This is a genomic window from Micromonospora sp. LZ34 (assembly GCF_052981855.1).
In genome coordinates this window covers 356,459-372,379 of sequence record NZ_JBRIQN010000003.1, presented here as the reverse complement: position 1 = coordinate 372,379, position 15,921 = coordinate 356,459, and the positions used below count along the sequence as shown (strand labels likewise).

General features: G+C 74.1%; 12 protein-coding genes and 1 pseudogene. 9 read left to right on the top strand and 4 right to left on the bottom strand.

What is annotated here, in order from left to right; all coding sequences use genetic code 11:
* Positions 1 to 269: 269 nt before the first annotated feature.
* The 5 genes and pseudogenes from ACVCAH_RS06100 to ACVCAH_RS06080 all read left to right on the top strand — a co-directional run.
* Positions 270 to 1,637 carry an acetyl-CoA carboxylase biotin carboxylase subunit gene (locus ACVCAH_RS06100; protein WP_447135034.1) on the top strand — a complete coding sequence of 456 codons (1,368 nt, stop codon included), beginning with the start codon at positions 270 to 272 and terminating at the stop codon, positions 1,635 to 1,637.
* Positions 1,638 to 1,824: 187 nt separating this feature from the next.
* Positions 1,825 to 2,745, top strand: a complete 921-nt coding sequence (locus ACVCAH_RS06095) for a hydroxymethylglutaryl-CoA lyase (protein WP_447135033.1) — start codon at positions 1,825 to 1,827, stop codon at positions 2,743 to 2,745.
* Positions 2,746 to 2,930: 185 nt separating this feature from the next.
* A complete protein-coding gene (locus ACVCAH_RS06090) occupies positions 2,931 to 4,463 on the top strand; it encodes an acyl-CoA carboxylase subunit beta (RefSeq protein WP_447135032.1) in 1,533 nt (510 codons plus the stop codon).
* 58 nt (positions 4,464 to 4,521) lie between these two features.
* Positions 4,522 to 5,670, top strand: coding sequence for an acyl-CoA dehydrogenase family protein (locus tag ACVCAH_RS06085; RefSeq protein ID WP_447135031.1), 1,149 nt, complete (start codon positions 4,522 to 4,524; stop codon positions 5,668 to 5,670).
* 90 nt (positions 5,671 to 5,760) lie between these two features.
* Positions 5,761 to 8,294, top strand: a pseudogene (locus tag ACVCAH_RS06080) (ATP-binding protein); the annotation flags it as partial.
* A 392-nt stretch (positions 8,295 to 8,686) separates the two neighbouring features.
* On the opposite strand, the gene ACVCAH_RS06075 reads toward ACVCAH_RS06080, so the two are convergent.
* The gene (locus ACVCAH_RS06075; protein WP_447135030.1) at positions 8,687 to 9,196 is read right to left on the bottom strand and encodes a MarR family winged helix-turn-helix transcriptional regulator; all 510 of its coding nucleotides are present in this window, start codon (positions 9,194 to 9,196) and stop codon (positions 8,687 to 8,689) included.
* Between the two features lie 102 nt (positions 9,197 to 9,298).
* Between ACVCAH_RS06075 and ACVCAH_RS06070 the strand changes: the two genes are divergently transcribed.
* The gene (locus ACVCAH_RS06070) at positions 9,299 to 9,880 is read left to right on the top strand and encodes a YceI family protein (protein WP_447135029.1); all 582 of its coding nucleotides are present in this window, start codon (positions 9,299 to 9,301) and stop codon (positions 9,878 to 9,880) included.
* A gap of 344 nt (positions 9,881 to 10,224) precedes the next feature.
* The gene (locus tag ACVCAH_RS06065; RefSeq protein ID WP_447135028.1) at positions 10,225 to 11,703 is read left to right on the top strand and encodes a glutamate--cysteine ligase; all 1,479 of its coding nucleotides are present in this window, start codon (positions 10,225 to 10,227) and stop codon (positions 11,701 to 11,703) included.
* 9 nt (positions 11,704 to 11,712) lie between these two features.
* Here the strand turns inward: ACVCAH_RS06065 and ACVCAH_RS06060 are convergent, their stop codons facing one another.
* Positions 11,713 to 13,044, bottom strand: a complete 1,332-nt coding sequence (locus ACVCAH_RS06060) for a hypothetical protein (protein ID WP_447135027.1) — start codon at positions 13,042 to 13,044, stop codon at positions 11,713 to 11,715.
* A gap of 189 nt (positions 13,045 to 13,233) precedes the next feature.
* On the opposite strand from ACVCAH_RS06060, the gene ACVCAH_RS06055 reads away from it, so the two are divergent.
* Together ACVCAH_RS06055 and ACVCAH_RS06050 are read left to right on the top strand one after the other, a co-directional pair.
* On the top strand, positions 13,234 to 13,911 hold the full coding sequence (locus tag ACVCAH_RS06055) for a PASTA domain-containing protein (protein WP_447135026.1): 678 nt from the start codon (positions 13,234 to 13,236) through the stop codon (positions 13,909 to 13,911).
* Between the two features lie 180 nt (positions 13,912 to 14,091).
* Positions 14,092 to 14,877, top strand: coding sequence for a PASTA domain-containing protein (locus tag ACVCAH_RS06050; RefSeq protein ID WP_447135025.1), 786 nt, complete (start codon positions 14,092 to 14,094; stop codon positions 14,875 to 14,877).
* A gap of 42 nt (positions 14,878 to 14,919) precedes the next feature.
* On the opposite strand, the gene ACVCAH_RS06045 is transcribed toward ACVCAH_RS06050, so the two are convergent.
* Positions 14,920 to 15,351 (bottom strand): hypothetical protein, encoded by a 432-nt coding sequence (locus tag ACVCAH_RS06045; protein WP_447135024.1) that lies wholly within the window; start codon positions 15,349 to 15,351, stop codon positions 14,920 to 14,922.
* Positions 15,352 to 15,450: 99 nt separating this feature from the next.
* A complete protein-coding gene (locus ACVCAH_RS06040) occupies positions 15,451 to 15,738 on the bottom strand; it encodes a hypothetical protein (RefSeq protein WP_447135023.1) in 288 nt (95 codons plus the stop codon).
* Between the last annotated feature and the right edge of the window lie 183 nt (positions 15,739 to 15,921).

The following is a 15,921-nucleotide window of genomic DNA, read 5'->3' as shown; positions in this document are numbered from 1 at the left end:
ACCAGGCCACCGCCTGGTCACACCGCACCGCCCTACCCACTGCTGCTTGACACCTCAGCTCCTGGGGTGTCTGACCCCGCTCCCACCCTCCTTCCTCCGCGTTGATCAGGAAGCTCGCGTCCGAGGACGCGCGATTCCTGATGCGAACTCCATGGTCAACACGTTGGCGGGTGGGGAAGGGCGGAGTCGGTGGGGTGGGCGACTCGTGAGTAACTGGAGTGGCATGGTTCCCTGTGATCCGTCCTGACCCCTGGACGCTGGGAGGAAACATGATCGAGTCGCTGCTGGTCGCCAACCGGGGCGAGATCGCCCGCCGGATCATCCGTACCGCCCGGCGGCTCGGCATCCGCGCGATCGCGGTGCACTCGGAGGCCGACGCCGGCCTGCCGTTCGTGACCGAGGCCGACGAGGCGGTCTGCGTGGGCCCGGCCAACCCGGCCCAGAGCTACCGCAACGTCGAGGCGATCCTCGCCGCCGCCAAGTCGACTGGTGCGCAGGCCATCCACCCCGGCTACGGCTTCCTGTCCGAGAACGCCGACTTCGCCCGTACCGTCGAGGCGAGCGGGTTGATCTGGGTCGGGCCCGGCGCGGACGCGATCACCGCGATGGGCGACAAGATCAACGCCCGCAACCTGATGGCGGCGGCCGGCGTGCCGGTGGCGCCCGGCACCACCGAGCCGGCGGCCGACATGGCCGCGGCGGTCAGCGCCGCCGCGGAGATCGGCTACCCGGTGATGGTCAAGGCGGCGGCCGGCGGTGGCGGCATGGGCATGGGCGTGGCCGCCGACGAGGCGGCGCTGCGCACCGAGTACGACAAGGTGCGCTCCTTCGCCGAGCGGATGTTCGGCGACGGCTCGGTGCTGATCGAGCGGTACTTCCCCCGGGTGCGCCACGTCGAGGTGCAGATCCTCGGCCTGGCCGACGGCCGGGTGGTGGCACTCGGCGAGCGGGAGTGCTCGGTGCAGCGGCGCAACCAGAAGCTGGTCGAGGAGTCGCCGTCCCCGGCGGTCTCCCCGGAGCTGCGCGAGCGCTTCCTGGCCGCCGCGGTCCGCGCCGGCGAGGCGGTGAACTACCGCAACGCGGGCACGGTGGAGTGCCTGTTGGTCCCGCGTCAACGGGACTTCGAGGACGCTGGCCCCGGCTCCGAAGAATTCTTCTTCCTGGAGATGAACACCCGGCTCCAGGTCGAGCACCCGGTCACCGAGCTGGTCTACGGCGTCGACCTGGTCGAGGAGCAGCTGCGGGTCGCCGCCGGGCTAGCCCCGACCTTCGACCCGGACGCGCTCGCCCCGCGCGGGCACGCCATCGAGCTGCGGATCAACGCGGAGGACCCGAAGCGCTTCCTGCCCGGGCCGGGTGCGATCACCGCGTGGACCGAGCCGACCGGCGAGGGCGTCCGCGTCGACTCGGGCTACGTCGCCGGCAACACGGTGACCCCGTTCTACGACAGCCTGATGGCCAAGCTGATCGTCAGCGGCGCCACCCGCGCCGAGGCGATCGAGCGGGCGCGGGCGGCGGTCGCGTCCTTCGAGCTCACCGGCCCGAAGTGCAACCTCCCCTTCTTCGCCGAGCTGCTGGAGAACGAGGAGTTCCTCTCCGGCGACTACGACACCGCCATCGTCTCCCGCATGCGCTGACCCATCCCCGGCCCCCGCCCCCGCCGGGCCTCGGTGATCATGAAGTTTGTCGCCCGCCACATCGGCGTGTCGCAGCAAGAACTTCATGATCGACCCGGCTGGGGCGGGTGGGTGCGGGTTGGGTGGTGGGGGTGGGAGGCTGGGGGTACCAAGCACCCAGCACCGCGTCACAGTGAGGTGACCCCTTATGACGAGCCTGCCGAACTCCGTGTCGATCCGCGAGGTCGGGCCCCGCGACGGGCTGCAGAACGAGGACCCGATTCCGACCGACGCCAAGGTGCGCCTGCTCGACGCCCTCTCCGGCACCGGCGTCAAGCGGATCGAGGCGGTGTCGTTCGTGCACCCGAAGGCGATCCCGCAGATGGCCGACGCCGACGAGGTGTGGCAGCGGGCGGCGAAGGCGGACGGGGTGCGCTACTCGGCGCTGGTGCCGAACACCCGGGGCGCGCAGCGGGCGCTCGCGGCCGGGTTCACCGAGATCGAGGTGGTCGTCTCGGCCAGCGACACGCACAACCGGCGCAACGTCAACCGGTCCACCGAGGAGTCGCTGGACGACATCGCCGAGCTGATCGACCTGCTGCACGGCGCCGGTGCGCAGGCCGAGGTGATCATCGCGACCAGCTTCGGCTGCCCGTACGAGGGGGACACCGACCCGGCCCGGGTGGCCGCCATCGTGGACCGGGTGGTCCGCGACGGCGCGGACCGGGTGGCCTTCGGCGACACCACCGGCATGGGTACGCCCCGCCGGGTCCGCGACCTGCTGACCGCGGTACGCGACCGCAACGCGCACATCCCCGTGCTGCTGCACTTCCACAACACCCGGGGCACCGCGCTGGCCAACATGCTCACCGCGCTTGAGTTGGGGGTGACCGAGTTCGACGCCAGCGTCGGCGGCCTCGGCGGCTGCCCGTACGCGCCGGGGGCGAGCGGCAACCTGGCCACCGAGGAGGCGGTGCACATGCTGCACGACATGGGCATCGACACCGGCATCGACCTGGACGCCCTGGTCGAGGTGGCCGAGCTGGCCGAGGAACTGGTCGGCAAGAAGCTGCCCTCCGGCGTCCTGCGCGCCGGCCCCCGTACCCGGCTGACGCCGCTGCCGACCTGACCCGGGACGCCGGGTGGCGGGCGGAGCCGTCACGCCTCCCGAGTGTGGCCGCCGACGGCCCGCCCGTGGGGGCGGGAACCGAGACCATGGGTCGCCGAGTGCTGCGCGGATGCGCTAGCCTAACGATCGTTCAGGTCAGTCGGTCCGCTCACGAGGTGGCCGGCTCAGGCGGCGAGGGAGTCGGCGTGACGCTCGACGGTGAGGCACTGGAGCAGCTGCGCAAGCGGGCCCGGGCCGGCGGTGCGGACAAGTACCACGCGGCGAACGCCGCCAAGGGCAAGCTCTTCGCCCGCGAGCGGGTGGCGCTCCTGGTCGACGAGGGCAGCTTCGTCGAGGACGGCCTCTACGCCAACGCGATGGCCGAGGGCCTGCCCGCCGACGGCGTGGTCACCGGCACCGCCACCATCGACGGCCGGCCGGTCTGCCTGATGGCCAACGACTCCACGGTCAAGGCCGGCAGCTGGGGCGCGCGGACCGTCGAGAAGATCATCCGGATCATCGAGCGGGCCTACTCGACCGCCGTGCCGATGGTCTACCTGGTCGACTCGGCCGGCGCCCGGATCACCGACCAGGTCGAACTCTTCCCCGGCCGGCGGGGCGCCGGCAAGATCTTCTGGAACCAGGTCCGCGCCTCCGGGTCGATCCCGCAGGTCTGCGCGCTGTTCGGGCCGAGCGCGGCCGGCGGGGCGTACATCCCGGCGTTCTGCGACGTGGTGGCCATGGTGGACGGCAACGCCAGCATGTACCTCGGCTCCGACCGGATGGTCGAGATGGTCACCGGTGAGAAGACCACGCTGGAGGCGATGGGCGGGGCCAAGGTGCACTGCGCCGAGTCGGGGGTCGGGCACTTCCTCTGCAAGACCGAGGCCGACGCGCTCGACGTGGTGCGGCGCTACCTGTCGTACCTGCCGGCGAACTGGACTCAGGCGCCGCCGGCCGCCGAGGCCGTGCCCGCGCCGGAGAAGGCCGACCTGGCCGCGCTGGTGCCGGCCAGCGAGCGGCAGGCGTTCGACATGCGGCGGTACGTCAAGGGCCTGCTCGACGACGGCTCCTTCTTCGAGATCCAGGCGCTCTGGGCCAAGGAGCTGACCATCGGCTTCGGCCGGCTGAACGGCGAGGTCGTCGGCGTGGTCGGCAACAACTCGATGTTCAAGGGCGGCGTGCTCTTCGTCGACTCGGCCGACAAGGCGACCCGGTTCGTGCAGCTCTGCGACGCGTTCAACGTGCCGCTGCTCTTCCTCTCCGACGTGCCCGGCTTCATGGTCGGCAGCGCGGTGGAGAAGCAGGGCATCATCCGGCACGGCGCCAAGATGATCACCGCGATCTCCGAGGCCACCGTGCCGAAGATCTGCGTGGTGGTCCGCAAGGCGTACGGCGCCGGCCTCTACGCGATGGCCGGTCCGGGCTTCGAGCCGGACGCGACCATCGCGCTGCCCACCGCCAAGATCGCGGTGATGGGCGCCGAGGCGGCGGTCAACGCGGTCTACGCCAACAAGATCGCGGCGATCGAGGACGAGGCCGAGCGGGCCGCCTTCGTCACCGCGAAGCGCGAGGAGTACGAGCGGGACATCGACATCGTCCGGCTCGCCAGCGAGCTGGTGGTCGACGCGATCGTCGAGCCGCACGAGCTGCGTACGGAGCTGGTCCGCCGGTTCGCCGCCGCGCGGCACAAGGAACGGCACTTCTCCCGGCGCCGGCACGGCGTCACCCCGGTCTGACCACAGCCGCGTCCGGCGTCACGAGCGCCCGGCGGCCCTTCCGCCCACAGGAGGAACCATGGACTTCCGGCTCAGCTCGGAACAAGAGGCGCTGCGGGAAAGCGTGCGGGACTTCGCCCGCGAGGTGGTCGCCCCGGTCATCGCCGAGCACTACGAGAAGCACACCTTCCCGTACGAGGTGATCCGGCAGATGGGCAAGATGGGGCTCTTCGGGCTCCCCTTCCCCGAGGAGCACGGCGGCATGGGCGGCGACTACTTCGCCCTCTGCCTGGCGCTGGAGGAGCTGGCCCGGGTGGACTCCAGCGTGGCCATCACGCTGGAGGCGGCGGTCTCGCTCGGCGCCATGCCGATCTACCGGTTCGGCACCCCGGAGCAGCGGGCGCAGTGGCTGCCGAAGCTGCTCAGCGGCGAGGCCCTCGCGGGCTTCGGGCTGACCGAGCCGGGCTTCGGCTCGGACGCGGGCGGTACCCAGACCCGGGCCGTGCTCGACGGCGACGAGTGGGTGATCAACGGCTCCAAGGCGTTCATCACCAACTCGGGCACCGACATCACCGCCCTGGTCACGGTCACCGCGGTCACCGGCACCCGGCCGGACGGCAGCAAGGAACTCTCCACCATCATCGTCCCCACCGGGACGCCGGGCTTCACCGTCGCCTCGGGCTACTCCAAGGTCGGCTGGACCGCCTCGGACACCCACGAGCTGACCTTCGACGACTGCCGGGTGCCGGCCGCCAACCTGCTCGGCGAGCGCGGTCGGGGCTTCGCCCAGTTCCTGCGCATCCTCGACGAGGGCCGGATCGCCATCGCCGCGCTCGCCGTCGGCCTCGCCCAAGGCTGCGTCGACGAGTCGATCAAGTACGCGAAGGAGCGGCACGCCTTCGGCCAGCCGATCGGCAACTACCAGGCGATCCAGTTCAAGATCGCCGACATGGAGATGAAGGCGCACACCGCCCGGCTGGCGTACTACGACGCCGCCGCCCGGATGCTCGCCGGCGAGCCGTTCAAGCGGCAGGCGGCCATCGCCAAGCTGCACGCCAGCACGGTCGCCGTCGACAACGCGCGGGAGGCCACCCAGATCCACGGCGGGTACGGCTTCATGAACGAGTACCCGGTGGCCCGGTTCTGGCGGGACTCCAAGATCCTGGAGATCGGCGAGGGCACCTCCGAGGTGCAGCGCATGGTCATCTCCCGCGATCTCGGTCTCTGACCCGCGGGTTGTCGGATATTCCGCGCGCCGCCGTCGGCAGGCCGACGCTCCGCTGCCGGAGGTCGCACCCGGTCCGTACGCTTCCAGCCGATGACAGCGGACCATGATCGTTCGCGGAGCTCCGGCCGGACGGCACTGGCGGAGCTGCTGCGCGGGCACCGGCTCGCCGCCGGCCTCACCCAGGCCGAGCTGGCGGCCCGGGCCGGTGTCGGCGTGCGCACGGTCCGGGACCTGGAGCGGGGTCGTTCGGCGCGCCCGCAGCGCACCACCGTCGAGCTGCTCGCCGGTGCGCTGGCGCTGGCCGGGCCGGCCCGCTCGGCGTTCCTCGCCGCCGCCCGGAAAGCGGTGCCGCCCGGCGTCGCCGGGTCCACCGCCGGCGCCGAGCCCGGTGACACCGACGCCGGCAGCAACGCCCTCCCGCCACCGGCCGCGCTGATCGGGCGCGACCGCGACCTGGCCGAGCTGGTCGACCTGCTCACCGACGAGCGCGGCCCCCGGCTGGTCAGCCTGGTCGGGCTGGCCGGCGTCGGCAAGACCGCGCTGGCCCTGGCGGCCGCCCACGGGGCCGCCGGCAGCCACCCCGGTGGCGTCGCCGGGGTGCTGATCGGCGAGGGCTCCGACGCCGCCGACGTGCTCGCCGCCTCGGTGGCGGTCTTCGGCGTCGCCCGGATGCCGGAACTCGCCGCCCAGCTCGACGGCCGGCCGGCGCTGCTGCTCATGGACGCGGTCGAGCGGGCCCCGGACTCGGTGGCCGAGACGCTGCACCGGCTGGCCGCCACGGTGCCGTCGCTGCGGGTGCTGGTCACCGGCCGGCACCCGGTGGGCGTCGTGGGCGAGCGGGTGCGGCCGGTGGCGCCGCTCGACGTACCGCCGCCGGGGAGTGAGCGGGCCGGTCCGGCCGCGCTCGCCGCCTACCCGGCGGTGGCGCTCTTCACCGCCCGGCTCGCCCAGGTCCGCCGGGAGCCGCCCGGCCCGATCGAGCTGCCGGCGCTGGCCGTGCTGGTCCGGCGGCTGGGCGGGCTGCCGCTGGCCATCGAGCTGATGGCGGCCCGCGGCCGGATCCTCGACCTCAACGAGCTGCTCGACCGCTACGGCGACCGGGTCCTCGACCTGGCCACCGTGCCGGGCCGACCGGGTTGGGAGGCGGAACCGGTGCGGCCGGAGGGCACCCGGGCGGCGGTGGCGGAAACCCTGCGGGACGCGGTGGCGACCAGCTACCGGCTGCTCGCCGCCGACGAGCGGGCGGCGCTGCGCCGGCTCGCCGCGTTCGGCAACCGGTGGTCGGTCGAGCTGGCGGAGGACATGCTCGCCGACGACGCCGACCGGGACGGCACGGTCGCCGTCGACCCGGTGCCGCTGCTGGACCGGCTGGTCGAGATCGGGCTGCTGAGCGTACGCGGCACCGGCCCGTTCCGGTTCCGGCTGCTCGACGCGGTCCGTGACTTCGCCGTCGAGCAGGCTGCCGGCGCCGGTGAACTGACCGCGATCCGGCGCCGGCACGCCCAGGTGGTCGCCCGGTTGGTGACGCGGACCGCCCCCGACCTGGTCGGGGCGAACCTGCCCGCCGCCGCGCGCCGCCTGGACGAGGTGAGTGGCGACATCAGCTCGGCGCTGGCGCACGCCGCCGTCGACGACCCGATGACGGCGCTGCGCCTGGCCGCCGGACTGACCCGCTGGTGGCGGTTCCGGGGACGGGACGTCGCCGGCCGGCAGTGGCTGTGCCGGCTGCTCGCCGATCCGCGTACCGCCGACGCCGACCCGGTGCTGCGGGCGTGGGGACTGCTCGGCGTGGCCCGGCTCGCGGCCGAGCACGGCGGGGGCGCCGATGAGCTGCCGGCGGCCCGGGCCGCGCTGTCCGCGTTCCGCGAGGCCGGCGACGTGACCGGCGAGCTGGAGGCGCGGACCGTGCTCTGCGCGCTGCTGATCGCCACCGGCGGGCACGACGAGGGCCGCGAGCAGACCGAGGCGGTGCTGGAGTTGGCCGCCCGGAACGGGCGGACCCGGGACATGGCGGTGGCCCAGAACAACCTCGCCTGGCACGAGATCCGGGTGGGCGACCTGCCCGCGGCCCGGCGTCGGCTGGCTGCCGTCGACCGGCTCGCCGCGCAGGCCGGGAGCGGCGGCTGCGCGTGCTCGCGCGGGCCAACCTGGCCGAGGTGGCCCGCCTCGCCGGCCGGTACGCGGACGCGGTCGACCAGGGCCGCCGGGTGGTGACGGCGCTGACCGACGTGGGTGACCCGGGACACCGGCGCCGGGTGCTCGGCACGGTGGGCCTGGCGCTCGCCCAGGACGGCCGGTCGGCGGAGGCGGCCGAGGTGCTCACCGAGCTGCGCTCCGCTCCGGCGGCCGGCGGCGGGTCGGGCCTACGGCCGGAGGACGGCATCTGCGCGTTGATCGAGGGCAATCTGGCCCTGCACCGGGGCGACCGGGAGTTGGCCGCGGAGTGGTTCGCCGCTGCGGCGGAGGCCGGCGTGGACGGCCAGGACCGGCGTGACGTGGTGGAGGCGCTGGTCGGACTGGCCGCCAGCACGGCCGACCACACCGTGCTCGACCGGCTCGACCGGGTCTGCCGGGAGAGCGGCATCCGGCTGCTGCCGCAGGAGGAGGGGCTGCTCTACGCGCTGGCCGAGTCGCTCAGCGGGGCGACCGGGCCGGGCCTCGGGGACGACGCGGTGGCTCGGCTACCGCGGCAACGTGGGCCCGGGGTGGCGCGGGCGAGGAAGCCCCCTGTTGCTACCCCTCGCTCTTCGCCCGCGCCGTCACCCCCCGGTGGGTCCCCGTGCGAGGAAGACTAGCCACGGCGCGGAAGGGCGTTCGTCCGGTTTGATCGACTATCGCCCGCTGCCGGCGGCAGTTCTGCCGGTTTTTCTGCCGGTGGAGATCGAGTCGGGTGCGGCGTGTGGGCGCGCCGGGGCGCGGCGGGACCGGTGGTGCCGGCGAGGTGCCCCGATCGCCGAGCCGGAGGCATTCCGGCCGGGCGGGGGCGGGTGGATTGCCCGTCGCGCCGGCCGGCGGCTCAGCAACCCGTCGCGCCGGCCGCGGACTCGGCGGGTGCCTCGTTGCTGCCCGCGGTGGCGCCGGGGTGGACGGCGTCCCGCACCCGGCGCAGGCCGTCGAGCAGGGCGTGCAGTGCCTCCGGTTCGAGCTGGCCGGTGAACCACTGCTCGATGATGCGCAGGTGGCCGGGGAGCGTCTCGTCGAGTCGTTGCAGGCCGGCGGCCGTGACGACCGCGTACGAGCTGCGCCGGTCGGAGGGGCAGGCGCGCCGGGTCAGCAGGCCGTCGCGCTCCATCCGGTCCACCACCCGGGTCACCCCGCTGGTGGAGAGGGAGGTCTGCGCGGCCAGGTCGGTCATCCGCAACTGGTTGCCGGGTGAGCGGGCGAGCCGGGTCAGCACCTCGAACTCGACCGACGACAGGCCGTGCTCCTCGAACTGGGCGGCGAACCGGGCCGACAGCCCGGCGTGCGCCTCGAAGAGCAGGCCGATGGCGGTGATCCGGGGGTCGTCCAACACGTTCTGGTTCACCCTTACATCCTAACAGTCCTTGACACGGGGAATATTGTTACCGCTATAGTTGCTCAGGCAGTCGTTGGGCTACTAAACGATTTCTCTCGGAGGGCAGTTTTCATGACCAGCAGCGTCGAAGCGGTTACCCGCGACTGGGAGGGCCTCACCATCCCGACCGCCGGCACCTACGTGCTGGACGTGGCACACAAGCGCGTCGGGTTCGTCGCCCGGCACATGATGGTGAGCAAGGTACGCGGTGAGTTCGCCGACGCCGCCGCCACCATCACCGTCGCCGAGGACCCGATGCAGTCCTCGGTCACCGCCACCATCCAGGCGGCCAGCATCGACACCAAGCAGGCCGACCGGGACGCCCACCTGCGCAGCGCGGAGTTCCTCGAGGTGGAGAAGTACCCCACCCTCGAGTTCCGGAGCACCGGCGTGAAGTCCCGCGACGGCAACGAGTTCGTCCTCCTCGGCGAGCTCACCATCAAGGACGTCACCCGGCCGGTCGAGCTGGAGGTCGAGTTCGAGGGCGTCGGGCGCAGCCCGTTCGGCCAGGACATCTTCGGCTTCTCGGCGAGCACCGAAATCGACCGCGAGGAGTTCGGCCTGACCTGGAACGTCGCCCTGGAGACCGGCGGCGTGCTGGTCGGCAAGAAGATCAAGATCGAGATCGAGGGCGAGGCCGTCCGCCAGGCCTGATCCGAGGATCTGACGTACGTCGGGCCCGTGCCGCACCGCCGGCACGGGCCCGACGCCGTCCCCGCCCGGCCGCCGAGCCCGTGCGGCCGGGCCCGCCCGCTGCGCGGGGCGACCGCCGGAGGTGCGATTTGTCACGGCTCGTTCCGCCCTCGATACGGTGGCCGGCCCCACCAGCTGGGTAGAGATGCCGCCGGGAGCGCGTGCGGACCGGTCGCGGTCGTCCCGGCCCGCGGGCCGTGGGTCCGGCCTCTGGCCCGCTGCGATCAACGCTCTTAACGTGGATGGTTCACAATGCGTTTCCGGGACGGTACGGTCCCGAGTGCGCCTCGCGCCGGGAGGACGACATGGGCAGGGACGTCGCGCAGGGCGCCTTCTCCCGAGAGGACCGGGTTCGCTACCGGCAGAAGGTCCGGCGCTGCCTGGACGTGTTCGCGCTGATGCTCGACGACTTCGGGTTCGACGCCGACCGCCCGATGACCGGGCTGGAGATCGAGCTCAACCTGGTCGACTCGGCGGCCGAGCCGGCGATGCGCAACGAGGAGATCCTCGCCGACATCGCCGACCCGCTCTTCCAGACCGAGCTGGGGCAGTTCAACCTGGAACTCAACGCCCTGCCCCGGCTCATCGAGGGCGCCGGGTTCGCCGACTACGAGCACGAGTTGCGCGGCAGCCTGTCCCGCGCCGACGAGCGGGCGGCCAAGTCGGACGCCAAGATCGTCCTGGTCGGTATCCTGCCCACCCTCACCGAGCGGCACCTGGTCGCGGACAACCTCTCCACGAACGAGCGCTACCGGGTGCTCAACGACCAGATCGTCGGCGCGCGCGGGGAGGACATCGAACTCGACATCCGGGGCGTCGAGCGGCTGCAGACGCACACCGACTCGATCGCCCCCGAGGCCGCCTGCACCAGCCTCCAGTTCCACCTCCAGGTCGCGCCGGACAGCTTCGCCGACTACTGGAACGCGTCCCAGGCGATCGCCGCGGCGCAGGTCGCCGTCGGCGCCAACTCGCCCTACCTCTACGGCCGGCAGCTCTGGGCGGAGACCCGGATCGCCCTGTTCCAGCAGGCCACCGACACCCGCCCGGACGAGCTGAAGGCGCAGGGCGTACGCCCGCGGGTCTGGTTCGGCGAACGGTGGATCACCTCGATCTTCGACCTCTTCGAGGAGAACGTCCGCTACTTCCCGCCGCTGCTGCCCATCTGCGAGGACGAGGACCCGGTGGAGGTGCTGCACGCCGGCGGCGTGCCGGAGCTGGGTGAGCTGCGGCTGCACAACGGCACCGTCTACCGCTGGAACCGGCCGGTCTACGACATCATGGACGGCCGCCCGCACCTGCGGGTGGAGAACCGGGTGCTGCCGGCCGGACCGACCGTGGTGGACATGCTGGCCAACGCGGCCTTCTACTTCGGGCTGGCCCGCGGGCTGGCCGAGGCCGACCGGCCGATCTGGAGCCAGCTCACCTTCAGCTCGGCGGAGGAGAACTTCCACGCCGCCGCGCGGCGCGGGATGGACGCCGTGCTGCACTGGCCGCGGCTGGGCGAGGTGCCGGTGACCAAGCTGGTCCTCGACGTGCTGCTGCCCCGCGCCGAGGCCGGGCTGGACCGGTTCGGGGTGGCCCCGGCGGAACGGGACCGGCTGCTCGGCATCATCGAGCAGCGCTGCCGTACCGGCCGCAACGGCGCGGTCTGGCAGACCGAGGCGGTCTGGGCGGCCGAGCGGCACCGGGGGATGGACCGGCGCGCCGCGCTGCACCACATGGTGCAGCGCTACGCCGAACTGCAGCGCAGCAACGAGCCGGTGCACACCTGGCCGGTGGACTGACGAACGTGGTCAGCGGGCGCGCCGGGTCGACCGGGCGCGCGGCCCGGCCGGCGTGTCGCTCTGCGTCGCATCGGCGGCACCGGAGCCCTCCCCGAGCTCACGTCCCGGGGCCGGCGCGTCGTCTCCCGGACCCGCAGCCACCTCCCGGTCGCCGGTCGGCGTGCCGGCCGTACCGCCGGTGGCAACGGGGGCGCTCGCCCGGGCGGGGGTCGACGGGCGGGCCGCCTTGCCGGTCCGCTGCCGGGGCACCCGCGTCGGGCCGGGCCCGGCGGGTGCGGACTCGACCGGCGCGGCCGGTTCGACCGCACCGGAGACGGTGGGACCGGTTGTCGCCGGGTGGCGGGCGGCCGAGCGGCGCGCGGCGCGCTGGGCGAGCGTGGCCACCAGGGCCGAGCCACCGACGCCGACGATCACCGCGTACGGGGCGATCAGGTGCGCCGACACCTGCTCCGGGCTGATCGCGGTCAGCCGCGGCACCGCCAGGAAGTACGCGACCGCGACCAGCAGCGGTCCGGCCGCGCCGGCGGCCACCGCCCCGACCCGGTGGTCGGGATGGCGGGCGGCGCCCCGGGCCGCCAGCGCGCCGATCACCAGCGCGGACCCCAGCGAGAGCACCGCCCCGGGCCAGTAGAAGTAGTCCCGGATCCAGTACCGGCCGTCGTCGACGCTGAGCTGCCAGATGCCGAGTTGCGCGCTGGTCAGGCCACGGCCGGCGAGCACACCGTCGACCACGGCGACCACCGCGAGCAGCCAGAGCCAGGCGACGGTGGCGATGACGTTCCGGGCGGCGGCCCGGGAGTGCAGTGCCCAGCCAGCGGCAAGTACGCCGACCAGCACCCCGACCGCGGCGTAACCGGCGGCGACCTCCCGGGGCGCCGGGGTGTCCGCCACCACCGCCACCCGGGCCGGTACGGCGACCAGCAGCACGGTGATCAGGGCGCCCACTCCGGCGGCGACGGCCAGGGCGAGCTGGCGGAGCGTGCCGGCCTGCTCCGCTCCGCCGTCCGCGTCGGGCCGGACGTCGGCCGTTGCGTCCACATTGGTCGGTAGGGCCTCGGTGTCGGTGGCCGTGCCGTCGGGCGGCAGGTCACCGGCCGGGCGGCTCGCCGTGCCCCGGTCCCGCAGCCGCTGGGCGCAGACCGCGCCGAAGACGGTCGAGGTGGCGGCGATCCAGGTGGCCCAGACCAGGCTGGCGACCCAGGCCGCCGGCCCGGTGCCGGGGTCGGCCGGTGCCCAGTTGATGATGCCCAGCCCGTAGCCGAAACCCAGTTGGGCGGCACCCGCGCCGGCAGCGACGCCGATCGCGGTGGCGATCGATCCTCCCCAGCCCCGTCTGGCCATGCCGGGCAGCGTAGCGTCCCGGGGTCGGCGCGGCGAGTGCTGACGGCGCGCCGGGGATCTCCGCCCGCGGAACCGTACCGCCGGGTGGCCGCCCGGTGACCAGCGGCGACCGCGGCCCGCCCCGGCGACCGCGCGGAACGGGTTTGGCGGCGGCGGGTACGGTCGCCCGGGAACGAGGCGGTGGGCGGTATGACGGACGGGAACACGGGCGTGCGGACGGACGAGGCGCGCGGCGACGCCGGGCCGGACCGGCTGACGCTGGTGCTCGGCGGCGGACTGGCTCTCGCGCTGCTCGCCGCGATCGGCGCGACCGGCGGCTGGCTGCTGGCCGGGGAGGACGCCGGGCCCACGGGCCGGCCCGTCGCCTCGGCCACCAGCGGCGCGCCGACCCCGAGCACCGGCCCGACCCGCTCCGCGTCCGCCCCGACCGCACCCCGGACGACGTTGACCCGGCCCACCGGCCTCACCGTGCCGCCGCTGATCGGCACCGACTTCGCCGAGGCTCGCGACGAACTGCGGGAGCGGCGGCTTGGTTGGCGGCTCGTCTTCGGCACCGGCACCGGGCGCACCGTCGCCCGCACCTCGCCGGCGGTGGGAGCGGAGGTGCGGCCGGGCACGACGGTGCACCTCTACGTCACCGGTCCGGCGCCGGCCAGCACCGTGCCCGAGGTGGTCGGCGAGGAGTGCGACGACGCGGCCGACGAACTGGTCGACGACGGGTTCTACCCGCGGTACCGGAGTGGTCGCCGGGGTGTGGTCACCCGCCAGGAGCCGGCCGGCGACAGCACCGCCAATTGGAACGACCCGGTGGCGATCTGGTGCGGCGTGGCGACCCCGAGTTCGCTCCCCTCGTCACCGACTCCGTGACGGGCGGGTCGGCACGCTGATCCCGGCCGATGGCGGCGCGGGCCGCTAGGTTGACGGTCGAGGGCCATGACGCCCGCCCCGGTTCGGGAAAGGACGCGCCATGAGCGAGCGTCAGCGAGCGAATCATCGGCACGGTGCGGTGGTGTCTCATGTCGGCACGCAGCGAAGCGGAGTGCCGGCATGAGCGACGACCGCCAGGAGCCGCCCGCCGGGGAACAGGACGACCGGGCCCGGCCGCTGCCGCCGTCCGAGGACCGGGCCGGCGGGCCGGAACCCGTCGACCGGACGCAGCGGCTGCCCCGCCCGGAGGACCGGACGGCCGCGCAGCCGCCGGTTCCCGGCGAGCCCACCGCGCCGGACCGCACCGCGCCACTGCCGCCGGCCGAGCGACCCGGGCCGGCGGCCTGGTCCGGGCGGGCCGAGGTGCCGCCGCCACGGCCGGCCGACTACCGGGAGTCGAGCGGTGCCGAGTGGTACCCCGACGAGGGTGGACGCCGCTGGTGGCTGCCCATCCTCTGGGGGGTGCTCGTGCTGCTGCTGCTCGCCGTGCTGGGCACCGGGCTGTGGCTGGCCCTCCAGGCCGCGGACGACGGGACGGATCCCGACCCGACGCTGCCGGTCTCGCCGACCCGCGCCTCGCCCACCACGTCCGCGCCGACCACGGCCGCCCCCACCACCCGGTCGCCCTCCGCATCGCCGACCAGTGAGCCGGTCGAGGTGCCGGTGCCGCCACTGGTCAACCTGCCGCAGGAGGCGGCGGAGGCGCTCCTGGACCGGCTCGGGTTGGACCACCGGGTCGTGTACCGGGCGTCGGACCGGCCCGCCGGCACGGTGATCGACACCGACCCGGAGGCGGGTGAACCGGTGCCGGAGGGCGAGGAGGTCACCCTGTTCGTGTCGCGGGGCGGGCCGACGCCGACCGCGAGCCCGAGCGAACCGACCGGCGAGCCGACCACGACCGACTGACCCGCCCGGGCCCGCCGTCGTGGCGGTGGACCGGTCGTCCGGTCACCACATCCGGCGTCTCGTCCCCACCAGCCCCAGGCCGGCGAGCGAGATGGCCAGGCCGAGGACCCCCGACCAGAACAGCGAGCGGCGGACGTCCTCCGCCGTGTGCCCGCCGGCAGCCGCGGCCGCCGGGTCCGCGTCCGGCGACGGCGCGCCGATCGGCACACCGGGGTCGAGCGTGGAGGGGTCGGGCTCGGGCTCGTCGAACGCGAACGGCTCGGACCCGGCGTACGGGTCGGCCGACGGGTCCTCGCCGATCACGGTGATCTCCGGCGCCGGGACCGGGTCGTTCAGCCGGGTGGACGACAGAGCGGGGTCGCGGACCACGACCACGAGTGTGGTCGCGGCGCCGAACAGCGCCAGGATTCCGAAGGCATAGGCGATACGGGAGCGGTGGGGCCGCCGCGCGGCGGACTGATAGACCATGGCCATCCCAGGTTCAGGGTCCTGGACGCGCGGGGTGGAAACATGCCGGGGTGGGCGTACCAATTCTATGGCGACGGCACGCCCCCCGGCGGCCGATCGCGGAGGTCAGCCCACCCGGACCGGGGTGCGCACGACCGGGCGGCGGGCCGTCCGCACGGTGTGCGGGCGGGCCTCCGGGGCGGCCCGGAGCTGGCGCAGCCCCTCCCGCTGGACGTAGATCGACCGCCGGTTGACCGCGTCCCCCGCCGCGTTCAACTCGTAGCCGTCGAGCCAGAGCCAACCGTCGTAGGTCGGCCAGTCGAGCACCCGGATCACCCGGAACATGATGGGCCTGAGGAACTGGACACTCGCCGCGCGAGTCACGTGCAGTACGTCACCGGAGCGGGGAAGCACATGGGCTCCTGGGGAGGGTCGGCCGGCGGACGAGCCGGCGGAAGCTGTCGGGGGAGGGTTTGCGGCCCGGCGACGGGGTCGTGCCTCGTGGACCGGCGGGTGCGGGTGGTGGTGGTCGGGCCGTGCCCGCTGGTGGCGTGCCGCCACCCGACCAACACCCGGTTGCTCCCGGGTACCGCTCCC